Origin of the sequence: Candidatus Mycobacterium wuenschmannii, from assembly GCF_030252325.1 — a bacterium.
GTDB lineage: Bacteria > Actinomycetota > Actinomycetes > Mycobacteriales > Mycobacteriaceae > Mycobacterium > Mycobacterium wuenschmannii.
Genome location: NZ_CP126981.1, coordinates 4,113,730 through 4,130,786, shown reverse-complemented (window position 1 = coordinate 4,130,786; position 17,057 = coordinate 4,113,730). Strand labels below are relative to the sequence as shown.

The window sequence follows — 17,057 nt, the reverse complement described above, 5'->3', positions numbered from 1 at the left end:
GGCCGATAGTAGCGTTATCGCCATGCGCGTCGATACCGCCAAGCTGCATTCCGGAGCAGCGGGTTCTTTTCGCGCAAGTGAGCATGCGGAATCCGCGGCCAATCACCTGTCTGGATCGTCACCTGTCGCTGGAATGTTCGGTGACTTCGGCGAGGCCGACGCCTTCCACGAAGCACTCGCGGCGGCGCACACTCAGCATCTGAATTCGCTGCAGTCTCAGCAGCAGCACCTCAATGACGTTGGCGCGTGGGCACATCGCGCAGGCTCCTCGTTCACCGCGATGGACGAGCACAACACATCGGAGTTGCGGAAACTCTAGTGACGCTCCGCCACATGAGCCGGGGCCTGCTGTCGATTTTCGCCGGGGGCAATCCCTGGAAGGTCAACGAGACGCTGCAAAGCGGTCGGCCGACGCAAATCGGAGACCTGGCGCAGGCATTCCATAGCGCAGGTCGATCAACGAGTGAAGCAGACCAGGCGTTCAACAACGCGCGCGGTCACCTCGAAGCATGGACCCGCGACGGGGGCCAGCACCCGATCACCGACTCGGCGAAGGTGCAGCGCACGGTCACGTCGCTTGGTCTGCAGGCCGACCAATTGCCGAAGATCGCAGTTGATTTGGAGACCATCGCGGCAGCACTGGCGCAGGCTCAGGGCACCGCTACCGGTTACATCAATGCTCTGGACGCGCGACTCCAGACGCTGGACGACTGGATCGGCCAAGCCGAGGAGGACGAGCAGCTTCTCACCCAAGCCACCGATGAGGACGATGTCAGCGATATCGAAGACGACATCGAAGAACTTCAGCAGTACATCACCGACTGCGAACACGAGGCCATCAACGACACCAAGGCAACACTGCAGTCGCTCAACCAGATCCGCGACCAATATGCCGACGGCCTCAAGAAGGCAAAGGCGCACCTGTGGTCGGACGGTCTCGACCCGAATTCGCTCTACGGATTGGATGGCGAAGCCCGCAAAGCCGGCGACGTTCCACCATCCGGGTTGGAGGCTTCCGAACTAGCCGACCTCAACCACGTCATGAACCAGGCCGTGGTCGATCAGATGGCCAAAGTCCGCGCAGCCAAGAAGGCGCTCGACGACGCGATGAGCTTGGCCTACCAAGGAGGCGCCGGTTCGCCGCAGTTTGACCGGCTGCCCGAGCTCAAGAAGAACTACGCCGACGCGCTCAACGATCTCGGCAAGCTGCCCAACTACGGGGACATCGACCCGTCATCGATGCGCTCGAGTGCCGATGGTCACTTCCTCTTCGGCTACAACGCCGACGGGCAGCCGGTCCAGGTCACCGGCCAACTCAAGAACGGCTCAGGGGAAGTCTTCGACCAGGGACGCGGGACCTACTACACCTTCAAGGACGGCAAGCTCGTCGGGATGCGCACGCCCGACCCCGGGAAGGTCGAAGCCACCAGCGAGCCGCTGTTCACCGCAGTCACGCTTGCCGTGGGTGGCCCTGAGATCAAGGCGGGCGGCGAGGCCGCGATCCAAGGATTCAAATCGCTCTTGGAGCGGCGCGCTATTGGTCTGGGCGGCGACCTCACTGCGGAAAACGTCCTGGGGCGGACATTCCAAGCGGCCGAGGCCCGCACCGAGTCTGCGCAGGCGCAGCTCGCCGCCGAGCAGACCGAGCGCCTACCGGCATCGTTGCCGCCCGGAGCGCTGGCTGACCATCCGCCACCCGTCGCGGTTGAACACCCCGCCCCCGGTCCCGGCGGGGAGCCCCCGCCGGTCGAGCATCCGTCCATCGGCGGCGGGGCCGAACCTCCCCCGGTGATGGCCAGTCCCATTCCGGAATTCAGTTTTCACGACCCGCTCGAATACATGAGCCCGGAGCTTCGGGCGCTATCCGAACAACACATGACCGACAGCGGCGAGATGGTCCTCGGTCCGTTCAACCCACCCGGCGGCGGACCGTCATACATCCAGGTCGCCGAGGATCACGGGGCGAGCTACTTCGATATCGGCGACGCGTGGAATGCCGCGACACCGACCGAAAGGCTGGCCGCTAATCAGCACGCACTCGACGTGGCGATTCAACGAGGCGACACAATCACGCTGTCGATTCCAGCTCGTATGATTCCCGAAGACTCTTACACCGCCGCCGAACTCAGATATCTCGAGGCCCATGGTTATCAGCGCAGTGGTTCGAATACATTGATCCCGCCGGCGCGAGGAGGCTCGTAAATGACGAAGTTGCTGGAATCCTTGCTCAGGTATCTCGGCGTGCTCTATCTGAGTCCGAGTTACCGCATGACTGACTCCACAACGACAGGTTCCGCCGATGAAAACGCATCACTCCGGTTGACCGGAGATGCTGTGAGCTGGCGACTGACCAACGATCGCGGTCAAATTCGTCTGGTAATCGCGCCGACCAAATTGGAAAGCGCCGAGAATTGGTTTCGGCTCACTTCGGTGAGACAGTATCTCGACGGAATTGAAGAGCGGGGCACCATGCTCGATGATGAGCTCGCGTCCTGGTTGAACGGGAACGTCGAGCGCATCGAAGCGCTATTCAGCAGCGAATCGGTTGCCGTAGAGTCATGCGGGGCGCTCATCACTCTCGAGGAAGCGAAAGCTACCAAACTCTTTGGCCCCGAGCATAATTCGTAAATTTCTCCTGCAGTCGCACAGCATTCTCTAGCGGGGCATCGGTGTTCGGACCGGAATCGCGCCGGTGACGAACGGGCTCTGCTTGATTTCGTCGAGAGTCGCCAAGCGCAGGCGCCTGCCGCCCGACGGATAGGCGACGAAGATGGTCAGCTCCGCCTGAGATCCATACAGGTCTCGCAGTACCGCGAGTTCCTGATCCCCCGACCAGACGCGTGTGAAGCGGGTACGGCCGCTCGGGTGGTCGACGTAGATGACAGCGAGCAACTGGGCGGGGACCGAGCGACTGCCGCGCTCTGAATACACGGTCCACATAATGTCGCCGGCAACCGATGCCAAGAAGCCCGCGCATAGATTCACGAGCAAGTCGTCGAGGGTCGCATGGGAGGGAAAGTCCCAGATCTCTTGGTGACTTTCTGTGTCGTCGCCGGGATGGACCGATTCCCGGTCGACTCTGACCCGAACGAGTGCGTCAGTCACACCAGTAGGTTTTACAGGGTCGCGACCGACCTGTGAAGTCGGGGACGTAGTCGCCAATTCGCTTGTGCGCCAAACCCGATCGTTGAGTTAGTTGTTGCTGGGTGGTGGTTGTGGTTGGTAGGGGTCATACCACCACCATTGGGCGCGTTCGCCGAGGGGTCCGGGGTTTGGGGGGACGGTGGGTGGGGTGGTGGTGGGTGGTCGTGCGAGGGAGGCGTTGGTCAGGGGGTGGTCGTCGTTGTCGGTGATGGTGAGCTGGTTGGCGGGGCCGGTGATGGTGATGTCGCCGTGGTGGTGTTGGCGGTGGTGATAGGGGCAGACCAGGATCAGGTTGGTCAGGTCGGTGGGGCCGCCGTTTTCCCAGTGGGTGAGGTGGTGGGCGTGGAGGCCGCGGGTGGCGCCGCAGCCGGGGACTGCGCAGCTGGGGTGGCGGTGTTCCAGGGCGCGGCGTAGCCGGCGGTTGATGGTGCGGGTGGTGCGTCCGGCGCCGATGGGGTGGCCGTCGCGGTGGAACCAGACTTCGTAGGTGGCGTCGCAGGTGAGGTAGGTGCGTTCGGCGTCGGTCAGTAGTGGGCCCAGATGTAGTGCGGCGGCGCGGGCTTCGACGTCGACGTGCACGATGACGGTGGTGTGCGCGCTGTGGGGGCGGCGGGTGGCTTCGGTGTCCCAGCCGGTTTCGACCAGGCGCAGGAACGCCTCGATGCTGCCCGGCATCGGCGGCGCGACGGGCCCACCCTGGCCGTGGTCCTGTTTCCATTGGGCGTACAGCGCTTCCCGGTGCGCTGCCAGGGCCGCATCAAAGATGGCGGCGTCGTCGTGCGGGAGGGTGATCCGCCAACTGCTCGAGTGGTCGCTGGTGGTTTTGCGGATCGAGCGTGACGGGGCAGGTCGGGGGTCGGGGTCGGGGCGGGGTTCCAGGCTGACCGCGGTGCGCAGCTGGGCGACGGTGGCAACCCGCGCCAGCTGTAGATAGTGGGCATCAGAGCCGTCGCCGGCGCGGGCGGCGATGACGCCGACCTGATCCAGCGACAGCCGGCCCGCCCGCAGCGCGCCCACACAGCGGGGGAACTCCGGCAGCCGAGACGCCACCGTGGTGATCGTGTGGGCGGTGCCCGTAGAGCAGCCCATCTTCCAGGCCATCAGCGCCGCGACCGAGCGTGCCCCGGTCGCCCCCCACAACTGGTCGCGGTCGATCTCGGCGGCGATCTCCACCAGCCGCCCATCGATGGCGTTACGCTGACCGGCCAACTCCGCCATCTCGTCGAACAACACCTCCAGACGCCCCGGCTCATTCACCAACTCCGGAACCGACGCGACCAACGACATGACCCCATCAAAGCAACCAGGTCCGACAAATTTTCGGTGCGCAATACTGGAGGGATGCCGGTCTTCGTCCGCAAACTTTTCGGTATCGGCAAGTTGCCTGCCGACGTGCGCGCCCAGGTCGAAGCGGAGGGCCTTCTCTACCTCGCCGACTTCGTTCCCGTCACCCGCCGATTCAGCGGCGCCATCCCGGGTCTGCGCTCGTCGCACAGCGTCGCCAGCTACGTCGGCTCGGTCGCCTTCACCTCACAGCGCGCGCTTGCCACGCTGTCGTCGTTGCCGAAGTTGGCCGGCCCCACCGTCGACGTTCGTTGGGATGCAACACAATCCGGTGCAGCCACCGCTGAGATCTCACCAGACGGACTGCAGGTCGAGGCAGACGTCGACGATTTGGATCCGACCTTCACCGGCCATCTCTCGCTGCACTACAAGCTCGACATTCCCGACGAGGTCATGGCCAAGCTGCCCTGCCGTTCGCTGACCTTCGCGATGCCGCCGGAATACGTCCTGCGGGCGGTCGGCGTCACCTACCGCCCGTAGGCCGCACCCAAGCCCCCGACGTCGCAGACAGGTCCGGCCACGGTGGCCGGCGCAGCAGCGCCAGGCTGCCCAGGACGGCGGCGATCAGCCCGGTGATCACCCCGATCAGCGCTATCCGATCCGAATCGACCGCGGCCACCCATTGCGTCGTGCCGCCCTGGATGACGAACACGCCGACGGGCGTCGCCGATCCGCTGCGCACCTTGGATACCGGGATCACCGTCGCGCCATCCGAGGTCCGGTAGGGCTCGCCATACACGCGCGAGCGCGTGCCGTTGGTCGGTAGTTGGTCCAGTGAATCGGGGAGTTTCATACGGCCGTGCCTTCCGTCGGTTCCTCATCAAGTTTCTACGATGACCTGGTGGACGACCACGCATTCAGCACGCCCGAGCGGCAGGCGATCTATCGCGTGATCGCGGAGCGTCGCGACATGCGCCGCTTCGTCCCAGGCAGCAAGGTCGCCGACGACGTTCTCGCCCGCCTGCTGCAGGCGGCTCACGCGGCGCCCAACGTCGGCCTGATGCAGCCGTGGCGATTCATCAGGATCACCGACGACGAACTGCGCCGCCGAATCCACGCGCTGGTCGACGAGGAGCGCGAGCAGACCGCGCACGCGCTCGGCCAGCGCGCACAGGAATTCCTCGCGCTCAAGGTCGAGGGCATTCTCGATTGCGCCGAGCTGCTCGTCGTCGCGTTGTCCGACGGCAGGGACAGCTTCGTCTTCGGCCGGCGCACGATGCCGCAGATGGACCTGGCTTCGGTGTCGTGTGCTATCCAAAATCTCTGGCTGGCAGCACGATCCGAGGGTCTCGGGATGGGATGGGTATCGCTGTTCGATCCGCCGAGACTGGCGGCGCTGCTGTCGATGCCCGACGATGCCGAGCCGGTGGCGATCCTGTGCCTCGGCCCGGTTCCCGACTTTCCCGACCGCCCGTCGCTCGAATTGGACGGCTGGGCGCTGGGCCGCCCGCTATCCGAGTTCGTGTCCGAAAACCATTGGGGCCAAGCGCCACACGGCGGAAAGTGATCGTCAGCTCATCGCGAGTTGGGCGATGAGCGTGTCGAGCGCGGCGGCGACGTCTGGTGGCACCGAGCGCTCGGACTCGGCGTCCAGCACAGCGTCGGCCGCGACGCCGGCCGCATTGGCCGCCTCGTCGATGCTGAGTTCGGCGCGATGCCGCGCACCGTACAACCGCTGACCCAGCGTCGCGGACGGCGACTTCGCGGCGCGCAGCATCAGCTCGTTATAGCGTCGCCGAACTGCGCTGAGCGCCAGCACAACTGACGGCGTGCCGCGAGCGTTGCGCGCGGCATTGGCCGCCACCGTCTCGAGCTTGCGGAGATCGGCCAGGATCGGCGTGGCACGCTGCGTGAAGTCCGGCTCCGTCGGGCCGGGTAGTGCATTCACCGCGGCGCCGATGCTGTGCATCGCCAGTTCGACCGCCTCCGCCATCAGCGGCGCCTGCACCGTCTCGGCGAGCACCTCGGTGACCTCACCACTCTGGACACCCTGCGCGGCGGGAGCGCCGTTTCGAATCCGCGTGATCGTTCCGGCCGGCCAGTTCAGCACTTCTTCCAGCTTGGTCAACGTGCCCCGGCGCGGCCAGCTGCGCCCCTTCTCGAACGCAATCAGGGTGCCGGCGTTGATGACCTTGTCCCTGGCCAGGCTGCGCTGAGTGATGTCGAGTTCACGCCTGCGGGCCGCGACCGCACGTCCGGCCCGCGCCACGTCGGGGTCGGTCTCGGCCAGCTCGTCCCAGTTGTCATCGCAGTCGTCGGACTCGACCGGGGCCACGGCCGCGCGCGATTCGCCGGGCAGCAAGGTCACCGGAATTCCGTCGGCATCGCCGAGATGAACGGTCGTCGGCGCGGTGACCAGTACCGAATTGCGCCGCACGCCGTCGACGAACACGCCGTTGGTGCTCGTGTCGACAACCTGCCAGCCGTCGTGACGCGGTTCCAGCCTGACGTGGGAACGCGAAATCCGGTCGTCGTTGACCCGCACCGTCGCCGACGGGTCCCTGCCGATCACGGCCACGCCGTTCGCCGCGGTCAACGTGTGCGCTTGAGATCCGATCCGAACCACCAGGCCGCCGGCCGACGCCATCGCTCACTCCCTCGTTAGTGCTTCGCTTCTGCTACGACGTCATGCACGACAGGTTGCCTCAGCGCTTCGGTTTCTAGGTGGTATATCCCAGGTTGCGCTACGTTTTTGGACCTTAGCAAGCTCTTAGCGCAATCACCATAGCACCTTAAAGTCCTATTCATGCACGTCATTGGGCGCCACGGTGTTGACCCAGGGGCGATTTCGTTGCGCTACGACATACTGCTTCGCTTTAACTGTTGCACTACGCCGACATCTGTGCCTAAAGTCGTTGCATCAGCGGTGCGAGCGCACCGCAACAGGAGGGGTAACCGCAATGACTGCCACCGTGATGACGCTGACCGAAGCGACGGACCAATTCGTCCCGGTCTGCACCACCGACCCGGAGCGCTGGACCACCAATCCGGACGACGAGGCGAAGGCACTGTGCCGTGCCTGCACGTTGCGCTGGCGGTGCGCCCGCGAGGCGTGGGAGACACCGGGCGCCGAGGGGCTGTGGGCGGGCGTCGTGATCCCGGAGTCGGGGCGCGGCCGAGAATTCTCGCTGCGTCAACTCAAGTCCTTGGCCGCCCATGGCGGCTATCCGGTCCGACCCGGCTACCGCGCGCGGCGGCGCATCGTTCTGCCCAGCGCCTAGGCATCTCGCCGGCCCCGATCCGCCGGACGGGCGGCGGTTACGATGCCGAGGTGCAACCACCGCCGCCCGGCCCGCCACCACCGTGGGGACCGCCGCCCGAGGACTACGGCTACGGCGGTCAGCAACCACCCGCGTACGGACCGCCGCCGCGGTGGGCCGCCCCCGGCCAGCCCGTGCCGGCCCCGACGTCGCAGCAGGCGTTCGGCGGCATCAGCCTCGCGGTCATCGGTTTGTTGGGGCTCCTTGGGGCGATCCTCACGCTGACTCTCTGGATCAACCTGCACAGCGCCGAGAGTCGCGCCGCCGACATGTGCAACCGATTCCGGGGCACGTACGCCAACGCTTGTCGCCAGCAGGTACACAACATGGTTCCTGCCATGCCGACGCCGCTGGTCGTGTGCCTGTTCCTGATCATCGCGGCGAGCCTGGCGGTTGCCGCCGGCGCGGTGATGCTGTTCCTCCGGCGGTCGCTTGGGCAGTTCCTGATCCTCGGCGGCGGCATCGTGATGCTGCTCTTGTCGATCGGTGCCGAGGCCCGCTACGGCGCGACCGGGCGAGTTACCTACGACCTGATTGCAGGTCTGATCATCGCCGTCATCGGCGGGCTGCTCTTCATCCCGGCCTTTCGGGTGCTGCTGGGCCTGCCGCCTCAGCTGACTGCGGTTCCTAGCGGTTATCCCGCCCCGGAGCAGTGGCCGTCGGGACCGCCATACGGCCCACCCGGGCCGCCGCAGCAGTGGTGAGCGGCCGGGCCGGCTAGCCCCACTACCGGCGGCGCATCACCGCAGCCGATAACGTCGACGGGGCCGGGCAAGGTTCAGGAGGTGGCGGCGATCGACAACGTTCTGCTCGTGCACTGGCACGACCTGGGCCGTTACCTCGGCGCTTACGGTCACCACGACGTCTCGAGCCCGCGCCTCGACCAGCTCGCCGCCGAGGGCATCCTGTTCACCCGGGCCCACGCCACCGCTCCGTTGTGTTCACCGTCGCGCGGATCGCTGTTCACCGGCCGCTACCCGCAGAGCAACGGCCTGGTCGGGCTGGCGCATCACGGCTGGGAGTACCGTCCCGGCGTCCGGACGTTGCCGCAGATCCTGTCCGAGTCAGGTTGGTACTCAGTACTTTTCGGAATGCAACACGAGACGTCGCATCCGTCGCGGCTGGGCTTCGACGAGTTCGACGTGTCCAATTCGTACTGCGAATACGTCGTCGAGCGTGCCCAGCAGTGGTTGCGCAATCACGACACCGACCAGCCCTTTCTGTTGACGGCCGGGTTTTTCGAGACCCATCGGCCCTATCCGCGGGACCGCTACGAACCCGCGGACTCCGCCGCCGTCGATACGCCCGACCATCTGCCGAATACCGTTGAGGTGCGCGAGGATCTGGCGGAGTTCTACGGATCCATCACGGTCGCCGACGCCGCGGTCGGCCGGATCCTGGATACCCTCGCCGACACCGGACTCGACGCCAGCACGTGGGTCGTATTTCTCACCGACCACGGCGCGGCGTTCCCGCGGGCCAAGTCGACGTTGTACGAGGCGGGCACCGGGATCGCGATGATCGTCCGTCCGCCTACGCGAATGAACTTGGCGCACAAGGTGTACGACGACCTGTTCAGCGGCGTGGATCTGCTTCCGACGCTGTTGGAGCTGTTGGGTGTCCCGACGCCGTCCGACGTCGAGGGGGTGTCGCACGCGCAGGCATTGCTCGCTCAGGAGCACGCCGAACCGGTGCGCGACCACGTTTACACCGGAAAGACCTACCACGACTCGTTCGATCCCATCCGCGCGATTCGGACGAAAGACTTCAGCTACATCGAAAACTACGCGCGGCGGCCACTATTGGACCTGCCGTGGGACATCGAGGAGAGCCCGTCGGGGCATGCCGTGGCGCCGTTGGTCACGGCCCCGCGGCCGGAGCGCGAACTCTACGACCTGCGCTCAGATCCCACCGAGACCACCAATCTGCTGGACGGCGCCGGCGACGACGACGTCGACAGGGTGGCCGCCGATCTTGCTGTGCGCCTTCATGATTGGCGGCAGCGAACCAACGACGTGATTCCCTCCGACTTCGCCGGCACACGCATCGCGGCGCGGTACACCGAAACGTACCTGTCCATTCACGACAGGGCCCCCACCAGTCGATCGGCCATCGCCTCGGACCGCGGCATCGACGATGCCACCCGTCGGACGGATCCGTAAACACGACCGGTGGGTGGGCGGTTAGGCTCTCTCGGTGCCCGCGCATCCGACGTCCTATCTCGTGCTTGCCTCGCAGCGCTGTGGCAGCACGTTGTTGGCCGAGTCGCTGAGGGCCACCGGGACGGCCGGCGAGCCGCAGGAGTTCTTCCAGTACCTGCCGACCACCGGGATGGCGCCCCAGCCGAGGCAGTGGTTCGCCGACGCCGAGGACGAGACGATCCTGCACCTGCTGGACCCGGTCGATCCCGGCATGCCGGATACCGCGTCGTCGGTGGCCTGGCGGGAACACATCCGCAGCTCCGGGCGGACGCCCAACGGGATCTGGGGCGGCAAGCTGATGTGGAACCAGACGCCGCTGCTGCAACAGCGCGCGTCGTCGCTGCCCGATCGCTCCGGGGACGGGCTGCGCACCGCGATCCGCGACGTGATCGGCAGCGAACCGGTCTACGTGCACGTCCATCGGCCCGACGTGGTGTCGCAGGCGGTGTCGTTCTGGCGTGCCGTCCAGACCCGAATGTGGCGCGGCCGACCGCACGCCGAGCACGAGTCGAAGGCCACGTATCACGCCGGCGCGATTGCCCATGCCGTCTCGATGCTGCGCGAGCAGAACGAGTGCTGGCGCGCATGGTTCGCCGAAGAGGGCATCGAGCCGATCGACGTGCCCTATCCGCTGCTGTGGGGCAGTTTGAGTTCGACTGTCGCCTCAGTGCTGGAGGCGATCGGCCAGGATCCGCGACTCGCACCGCCCCCGGCACCGGAGGCCACCGAGCGCTCCGACGAGTGGGTGGAGCGCTACCGTGACGACGCCCGGCGGCTCGGGCTGCCCGAGTAACCGATCGGTTCAGCCGCCCACCCTGAGCGAGGAAGAAAACCCGCCGGACTGACGACCCGAGGATGGAGCATGGCCGACGACGAGGCCGCCGAGGTACGGGCGCTGTGGTCCGCACTGGGCCTGCCCGGCGTGGTCGACGTGCACACCCACTTCATGCCGAAATCGGTGATGGACAAGGTGTGGCAGTACTTCGACTCCGCGGGACCGCTGGTGGGTCGCGAGTGGCCGATCACCTATCGGACCGCGGAGTCCGACCGAGTACGGACGTTGCGCGACTTCGGCGTCCGCGGCTTCACCGCGCTGGTTTACCCACACAAGCCACAGATGGCGGCCTGGCTCAACCAGTGGGCAGTGCAGTTCGCCCGGGCGACGCCGGATTGCCTTGCGACCGCGACGTTTTACCCCGAGCCCGGCGTCGGCGACTACGTCGGGACAGCGATCGCCGACGGGACGCGGGTTTTCAAGGCGCACATTCAGGTGGGCCGGTACGAACCCAACGACCCCCTGCTCGACCCGGTCTGGGGTGTCATCGAGGACGCCGGTGTCCCGGTCGTGATCCACTGCGGGTCCGGTCCCGCGCCCGGCGAGCACACCGGACCGGAGCCGATTCAGCTTCTGCTGCAACGCTTTCCACGGCTGAAGCTGATCGTCGCACACCTGGGCATGCCGGAATACGTCGAGTTCATGGACATCTGCGAGAACGCGGCCGACGTCCGCCTCGACACCACGATGGCTTTCACCCCGTTCGTCGAGGAGTCGATGCCATTTCCACCGTCGCAGCGAAACCGACTGCGCGACTTAGGCGATCGCATTCTGTTCGGCAGCGACTTCCCCAACATCCCCTACGGCTACGCCGACGCGATGCGCTCGCTCACCGACCTGCCCGGGGTCGACGACGCGTGGCTGCGCGGCGTCTTCCACGACAACGCCGCCGCCCTGTTCGGGCTGACCGGTTAGGCGACCGGTTGCGGCAGTGCGGTGCTGGCCCAGCGCAGGCGCTCGAGCAGCAGCGCCTCGGGCAGCGCGACGTGGCCGTCGAGACGCTCGCTGGTCAGCGGGTCCAGTGCCGTGAGCGCCGCACGCTGAACGCCGGACTTCGAGATCAACCCGGGCAGCGGACCGCCCGCCGCGGGCGCGGCGTCGGTGCGGAATGCGCAGGCGACCGCCAGCGTCTGGTCGGGTCCGGCGCCGGAGATCTCGGCAGCGGTCCAGACCTCAGGGACCGGGTAGGACCAGATCGCCGCGAGCGTGTTGGGCAGCGCGGTGTCGACCTTGACCCCATACGCGGCAACGTGATTCGTGCTGCCCTGGCTGACGCCGGCCCACGACTCGCGGGCGTTGCGCGGGAAGGGTGACGGGACGTCGTCGGGGTTCGCGATTGCCGCGGACCAACCGCTCTCCCGCAGGTGGTCGGCGAGCCGACGAGCCGCCACCTCGGCCGTCTCATGCAGCGGAATCTGCGCCGAGCGGGCCTGCAAGGCCGCGAGATTGTCTGCGGCGGAGAGCGTTACACCGATCCAGGTCTCCCGTTCGCGGGTGCCCAGCTCCGACGTGCTGTCGCGGCTGGTGACGCGAATCGCGTCGGCGCGCAGGCCGTAGCGCTCCGCGTAGCCAGCGATCAGCGCCAGCGGCAGCGTGTCGGCATCGCCCAGCGGTGGGGTTACGCGCAGCAGCGCCGTCGTCCGAACGTCGGTGACCGATTCGTCGGCGCGGCGAACGCCCCGGTTCGGGCGCAGGATGGCCAGCCGGCGGCGCAGGATCGTGGTGATCGGCAGCCCCTTCCAGCGGGTCAGCAGCACTATCACCACGGCGACCGCGACGCCGAGCACCCAGCGCTCGCGCACCGTGTGCCAGGGATAACCAAGGGCCGCCGCCACTATGGCCAACAGCACCAACGTGATTCGCCCGGTGGGCGGCGAGGTGGTTTGGTGTGCGCTCACAGCGACACTTCCTTTCGACGTCGAGCGGCGATCGCGGCAGCGGCCACGACGGCCAGTACGAGTGCGGCCGTTCCGCCGAAGGCGACGATCTTGGGCCAGGGGCTCTTGGGGGCTGCGGGTGGCGGCGCCGCAACGTGTTTCACCGGCGACGCGTCACCGTGCGCGTTGGCGGGCAGCTGCCAGGTAAGCGCGGCCACCGGGTCGACGGCGCCCGCGCCGACGACGTTGGACGGCGCGCGGGCCCCGTTGTGCGCCGACGCGGTGATCCGCTGGATCACCTGGGTCGAGTTCAGCTCCGGGTACTTATTGCGCACCAATGCGGCGACGCCCGAGACGTATCCGGCGGCGTAGCTGGTACCGGCCAGCGGCACCAATTGCTGGTGCTCGTTGGGCAAGCCGTTGGCCAGTCCGCCGTCGTCGCGGTTGCTCACCGAAACGATGTTCTCGCCGGGCGCCGCGATGCCCACCCACGGTCCGGCCATGGTGAACTTCGACGGCTGGTCGCCAGGCGTCAACGATCCGACGGACAGCACGTACGGCTGCCACCATGACGGCACCGAAACCGACGTCACGCCAGCCCAATTGCGCGCATCGTCCGGACGCGCCAGGTCGGTCAGCGGATTCGCGTCGCACGCCGAACCGCTGGCCGCGCCGGCGGCGCCGATGTTGCCCGCGGCGGCCACGATCACCGCGTCCTTGTCGACGGCCGCGTAGCGGATCGCCGCCCCGAGCGCACCCTGGTCGACGTTGCGGTCGGCGGGCAGGCAGGTGATGCCCGAGACGGTGATCACGCGGGCGCCGAGGTCGGCGGCGTGCACGATCGCGCGACCGAGGGCCGTCACGTCGACGACTGCGCGTCCGATGGCGGGATCGCCACCCGCACCGCGCGTCGAGAATTTCGACGATGTCACCCGCAGTGACACCAGGCGGGCACCCGGCGCGATCCCGGTGAAGCCGTCGTCGCCGGGTTGGCCGGCGATCAGTCCGGCGACCGCGGTCCCACGACCGTCGCAGTCGGTGAGACCGTCGGTCGATTCGACATAGTCACCGCCGGCTTGGACACCGGGCAGTCGTGGGCCCGGGCGCACCCCGGTGTCCAGCACCGCGACCAACTGGCCGTCGCCGCGCGAAAACTGCCATGCCGCAGCCGGATCCAGCGTTTGCTGGCTCGGTGGCACCGCCTTGACGTCGGTGCCGGTGATGAGGCCGGTCGCGCTGCACTCGCCGTTCTTCTCCATCGGCGCGACGGGGCCGGGCGCGCCGGGCGGCGGCGCGGCACCGGGATCGACCTGGGGACGGTCGATCGCCGACGCGGGCGGGCAGACCCACAGCGTGGCCAGCACCGCCGCTGCGAGGCAACCGAATCGCCGAGTGCGGGCAGAGCTCATCGATCAAGCACCCACGCGAACAGTCCGACGAGGTAGGCCAGCACCGGGATGAGCGACGCGTCGATTCCGGACGCGACGAAGCCCACCAGTCGGCGCACGGGCAGCGAGTAGGTGTCCGGCGACGCGATCGCCGGGCTCAGCGCCACGGTCACCCAGCCCGCCACCAGCACCGCGAGCACCGCGCCGATCACCAGCGCGGTCAGGTAGTGCGCGCTCGCGGTGTAGAGCATCACCAGCGACAGGCCCACCAGATGCGGCTGAGCCAGCAGCCACGCCTTGATGGACGCCGAGTCCCAGACCCGGGCCCGCAGCGCGGAGGCCGCCGCGGTCGCGGCGATCACGTACCAGCCCCACGGCGACAGGGTTTCGGGCCGCCATGCGATGGCCAGCGATCCGATCACGCTGAGCAGCACCGCACCGGCGATGAATCCGGTCTGGTGCGCGTCACTGATCCGGACGCGGCGCGGCAGGTCCGCCAACACCCGCGACGACGGCGCCGACGGGGTCGGGTCGCCGGGAGCCGGAATCACCGGCAGCGGGAACCGCGCCCACAGCGCGGACAGTTGCGGAGCCTCGACGGTGACCAGCAACGCCACCACGAGCAGCCCGGCACCCAACGTCACCAGCGGCAGCGCCCACAGCGAGCTCGCGCCGGCGGCCAGCAGGACACCGATACCCAGCACCGTGGTAGCGGTGAAAAAGCTAATGCTGCCCCGGTTTTCGCGCTGCGGCAGGATCAGGCTGATCAGTGACCAGGCAGCCACCCCGGCTGCGGCGAGGGTGATCTGTGGCGTCCCGAAGTGTCCCGGGACCGCGAGGGCCAGCGCCGCCGCGAGCGGAACCAGGGCGGCTGCGGACAGCGCCGCACCGGCGCGCGGCGACCGCGCGAACAGACCGGCGAGGACGCTGAGCAGAGCGATCGCACCGACCACGAACGCGCCGACCGGCGCACCGGTGACCACGCGGTGCACGACCCCGAGACCGGTTGCGGCCCAGAGCAATCCGATTAGACCGGCGATGGCGCCCCGCTGGATGTGCGCGGTACCCCACGGCTTGAGACGCGACGTCGAGAAGATGACCGCGGCGTCGGCGATGTCCTCGACGATGCCGGGCGCCGCGGGTCCGACCGGAATCGGCTGTAGCGCCAGCAGGTCACCGTCGACCACGCCGACCGTGCCGAGACTCGCGTCCAGGCTGAACGGCGCTCCGCCGATGGGGGCGAGGCTGAGTCGTGCCGGCGTCGCAGCTTCCGCACCGGTGCCCGCCGCATCGTCGGCGACGGTGGGAACAACCAATCGCTCGACAGCGGGCAGGATTTCGCGCAGCGGCAGGTCCGCGGGCAGGGCGATTTCAGTCAGCCTGCTGTCCGCCAGGATGGCGACCCGCACGATGGGAATGACAGCGCTGGACATCACCGACTCCTCAGGATTTCGCGGAACATTGCTTCTCTTTCTGTTGTGGAACGACGTGTGTTCGCAGTGTTGGGTCAGACAGTTTGGGTGGTGGAGCTGCTGAAGTCTCGGGAGAGCCGGTTGCCTTCGAACCAATGACCGTCCGGCAGTTGGCCGGTGAGCTGTTCGACGGCGACGGCGACGGCAAAGGAGGTGCCGGGGCTGAACGTCGAGACCCATTCGCCGTCGAAGGCCCGCGACGGGCTCACCAGCACCCTGCCCTCCGTGGTGTCGACGATGCTCATGCCGACCTCGGTGCTGGTGTGCCGACCGTCGTGGTGACAGCCCGCGACGATCTCCACGTAGCTGCGCGGTCCGGTGAACACCGATTCGACCACGGCGCGCGCCGACTGGGGAATGCCAAGGTAGTCAAGGACTTCGGCGAGCGGCGTGCCATTGCGTAGCCGCTCGTCTGCCCGCGCGCCGACCTGGGCGGGCAGGTTGAACTCGTCGAATCGTGCCGGCGGGCGCTGCGCCAGGCCGACACCGAGGATCGGCACCAGCGCGCGGGCATCGTGGACATCCATCGACGTAAAGGTGACCAACTGCGCATTGCGCAGCGCCACAACGGTTTTACCGCCGCGGCGGGCGATGATCCCGCGCAGCAGATCGTCGCCCCCGGATGCGGCGGCCGAACCCACGTAGCGCAGGTCCAGCCACCGCTCCGGAAAGCACACAACCCGAATCCATTCGGCCACTGCCGCATTGATGGCGCCATCGGCCGACACCATGCCCATGCGGGCAAGTTCGGCGGTCTGGGCTGCGAGAAACGCACCCCGTTCGGCGGCATCGGTGTAGGGCGTGGTGATCGCCAGCACCCACGGGAACGTGCCCGCTCCCACGGTCTCAGCGATGCACCACGCCTGCTCAACAGTCAGCTCGACGGCGTTGGGCTGGTTGGTCATCGACGTTGTGGGCCTAACCGCCCCACTTGGCGCCCTCGGCCGAGTCGCGAGCCAGCATCGAGGTGGTGTTGTTCTCGTGCGTGCTCGCCATCGCCCGATACGACAGCACCAACTGCTCCAGCGCCTGGTTCCACTGCGCCTGCCACGCCTGGTAGCTCAACCCGGTGTCACCCTGCCACGCCGACTGCAACGCAGCCTGCTCAGCAGAGATGTCGGCACCCAGACTCTGAATCGTGCCGGCATAGCCCGCCATGTCCGCCGAATGCGCCAGCATCGCCGGGTAGTTGTACATAATCTGCGACATCACAAACCCTTTCGATTAATCAGCCAGCGACTCAGAAGCCCGGGTAGCTGCTCGCCGCAGCACTGTCCGCGGCCACATACGTACCCGCCGCATCACCCAAGTTGGCCTGCGCGATATCCAACAGCGAGTTCACCTTCGCCGCCGCCGCCACAAAACGGGCATGCGCCGCCTGAAACGCCGCCGCCGAATCCCCGGCGTGAAACGCCTGCGACGACATCGCCTCCTGCTCGGCCTGACCAATCGTCGACCGCATCAAACCCGCCTTGGCACCAAACGCCGACTGCGACGCCACCAACTGCGGAATGTGAGCATCCAACAAACTCATCC

Annotated in this window: 20 protein-coding genes; 10 read left to right on the top strand and 10 right to left on the bottom strand. The window is 67.3% G+C overall.

Going from position 1 to position 17,057, the window contains the following annotated elements; all coding sequences use genetic code 11:
• The first annotated feature begins 22 nt into the window (after positions 1-22).
• From PT015_RS19875 to PT015_RS19865, 3 genes are read left to right on the top strand one after another with little or no spacing between them, the layout of a single operon-like run.
• Complete coding sequence (locus tag PT015_RS19875; RefSeq protein WP_285186698.1) at positions 23-319, top strand: DUF2563 family protein; 297 nt, start codon at positions 23-25, stop codon at positions 317-319.
• Between the two features lie 14 nt (positions 320-333).
• Positions 334-2,202 (top strand): putative alpha/beta hydrolase, encoded by a 1,869-nt coding sequence (locus PT015_RS19870; RefSeq protein ID WP_285186697.1) that lies wholly within the window; start codon positions 334-336, stop codon positions 2,200-2,202.
• Positions 2,203-2,628 carry a hypothetical protein gene (locus tag PT015_RS19865; protein ID WP_285186696.1) on the top strand — a complete coding sequence of 142 codons (426 nt, stop codon included), beginning with the start codon at positions 2,203-2,205 and terminating at the stop codon, positions 2,626-2,628. It abuts the gene before it with no gap.
• 27 nt (positions 2,629-2,655) lie between these two features.
• On the opposite strand, the gene PT015_RS19860 is transcribed toward PT015_RS19865, so the two are convergent.
• Together PT015_RS19860 and PT015_RS19855 are read right to left on the bottom strand one after the other, a co-directional pair.
• Positions 2,656-3,105 (bottom strand): hypothetical protein, encoded by a 450-nt coding sequence (locus PT015_RS19860; protein WP_285186695.1) that lies wholly within the window; start codon positions 3,103-3,105, stop codon positions 2,656-2,658.
• Between the two features lie 87 nt (positions 3,106-3,192).
• Positions 3,193-4,431: an HNH endonuclease signature motif containing protein gene (locus tag PT015_RS19855; RefSeq protein WP_285186694.1), complete on the bottom strand. Its 1,239-nt coding sequence runs from the start codon at positions 4,429-4,431 to the stop codon at positions 3,193-3,195.
• A gap of 54 nt (positions 4,432-4,485) precedes the next feature.
• On the opposite strand from PT015_RS19855, the gene PT015_RS19850 reads away from it, so the two are divergent.
• Positions 4,486-4,968 (top strand): hypothetical protein, encoded by a 483-nt coding sequence (locus PT015_RS19850; protein WP_285186693.1) that lies wholly within the window; start codon positions 4,486-4,488, stop codon positions 4,966-4,968.
• Here PT015_RS19850 and PT015_RS19845 read toward each other — a convergent pair.
• Complete coding sequence (locus PT015_RS19845) at positions 4,952-5,281, bottom strand: hypothetical protein (RefSeq protein WP_285186692.1); 330 nt, start codon at positions 5,279-5,281, stop codon at positions 4,952-4,954. The two genes, PT015_RS19850 and PT015_RS19845, sit on opposite strands and share 17 nt — an antisense overlap.
• Before the next feature lie 117 nt (positions 5,282-5,398).
• Between PT015_RS19845 and bluB the strand changes: the two genes are divergently transcribed.
• Entirely contained in the window at positions 5,399-5,995 is a 597-nt protein-coding gene (bluB, locus tag PT015_RS19840; RefSeq protein WP_285191193.1) for a 5,6-dimethylbenzimidazole synthase, read from the top strand.
• 3 nt (positions 5,996-5,998) lie between these two features.
• Here bluB and PT015_RS19835 read toward each other — a convergent pair whose 3' ends face one another.
• Entirely contained in the window at positions 5,999-7,075 is a 1,077-nt protein-coding gene (locus PT015_RS19835) for an FHA domain-containing protein (RefSeq protein ID WP_285186690.1), read from the bottom strand.
• Between the two features lie 328 nt (positions 7,076-7,403).
• Between PT015_RS19835 and PT015_RS19830 the strand changes: the two genes are divergently transcribed.
• The 5 genes from PT015_RS19830 (at position 7,404) to PT015_RS19810 (ending at position 11,699) form a co-directional block, all read left to right on the top strand.
• Positions 7,404-7,709 (top strand): WhiB family transcriptional regulator, encoded by a 306-nt coding sequence (locus tag PT015_RS19830; protein ID WP_285191192.1) that lies wholly within the window; start codon positions 7,404-7,406, stop codon positions 7,707-7,709.
• Positions 7,710-7,759: 50 nt separating this feature from the next.
• On the top strand, positions 7,760-8,452 hold the full coding sequence (locus tag PT015_RS19825) for a hypothetical protein (RefSeq protein WP_285186689.1): 693 nt from the start codon (positions 7,760-7,762) through the stop codon (positions 8,450-8,452).
• A gap of 81 nt (positions 8,453-8,533) precedes the next feature.
• Positions 8,534-9,910, top strand: coding sequence for a sulfatase family protein (locus tag PT015_RS19820; RefSeq protein WP_285186688.1), 1,377 nt, complete (start codon positions 8,534-8,536; stop codon positions 9,908-9,910).
• Between the two features lie 34 nt (positions 9,911-9,944).
• Complete coding sequence (gene stf0, locus PT015_RS19815) at positions 9,945-10,742, top strand: trehalose 2-sulfotransferase (RefSeq protein ID WP_285186687.1); 798 nt, start codon at positions 9,945-9,947, stop codon at positions 10,740-10,742.
• 69 nt (positions 10,743-10,811) lie between these two features.
• Positions 10,812-11,699: an amidohydrolase family protein gene (locus tag PT015_RS19810; RefSeq protein ID WP_285186686.1), complete on the top strand. Its 888-nt coding sequence runs from the start codon at positions 10,812-10,814 to the stop codon at positions 11,697-11,699.
• Here PT015_RS19810 and eccE read toward each other — a convergent pair.
• From eccE to esxG, 6 genes are all read right to left on the bottom strand, one after another.
• Positions 11,696-12,682 (bottom strand): type VII secretion protein EccE, encoded by a 987-nt coding sequence (gene eccE / locus PT015_RS19805; RefSeq protein ID WP_285186685.1) that lies wholly within the window; start codon positions 12,680-12,682, stop codon positions 11,696-11,698. The two genes, PT015_RS19810 and eccE, sit on opposite strands and share 4 nt — an antisense overlap.
• On the bottom strand, positions 12,679-14,070 hold the full coding sequence (gene mycP / locus PT015_RS19800; protein WP_285186684.1) for a type VII secretion-associated serine protease mycosin: 1,392 nt from the start codon (positions 14,068-14,070) through the stop codon (positions 12,679-12,681). Before mycP ends, eccE begins: the two co-directional genes overlap by 4 nt.
• Positions 14,067-15,482: a type VII secretion integral membrane protein EccD gene (gene eccD, locus PT015_RS19795; protein WP_285186683.1), complete on the bottom strand. Its 1,416-nt coding sequence runs from the start codon at positions 15,480-15,482 to the stop codon at positions 14,067-14,069. Before eccD ends, mycP begins: the two co-directional genes overlap by 4 nt.
• A 74-nt stretch (positions 15,483-15,556) precedes the next feature.
• The gene (locus PT015_RS19790; protein WP_285186682.1) at positions 15,557-16,426 is read right to left on the bottom strand and encodes an ESX secretion-associated protein EspG; all 870 of its coding nucleotides are present in this window, start codon (positions 16,424-16,426) and stop codon (positions 15,557-15,559) included.
• Between the two features lie 13 nt (positions 16,427-16,439).
• The gene (locus tag PT015_RS19785; RefSeq protein WP_285186681.1) at positions 16,440-16,730 is read right to left on the bottom strand and encodes a WXG100 family type VII secretion target; all 291 of its coding nucleotides are present in this window, start codon (positions 16,728-16,730) and stop codon (positions 16,440-16,442) included.
• A 31-nt stretch (positions 16,731-16,761) separates the two neighbouring features.
• The gene (gene esxG / locus PT015_RS19780; RefSeq protein WP_285186679.1) at positions 16,762-17,055 is read right to left on the bottom strand and encodes a type VII secretion system protein EsxG; all 294 of its coding nucleotides are present in this window, start codon (positions 17,053-17,055) and stop codon (positions 16,762-16,764) included.
• Positions 17,056-17,057 lie beyond the last annotated feature (2 nt).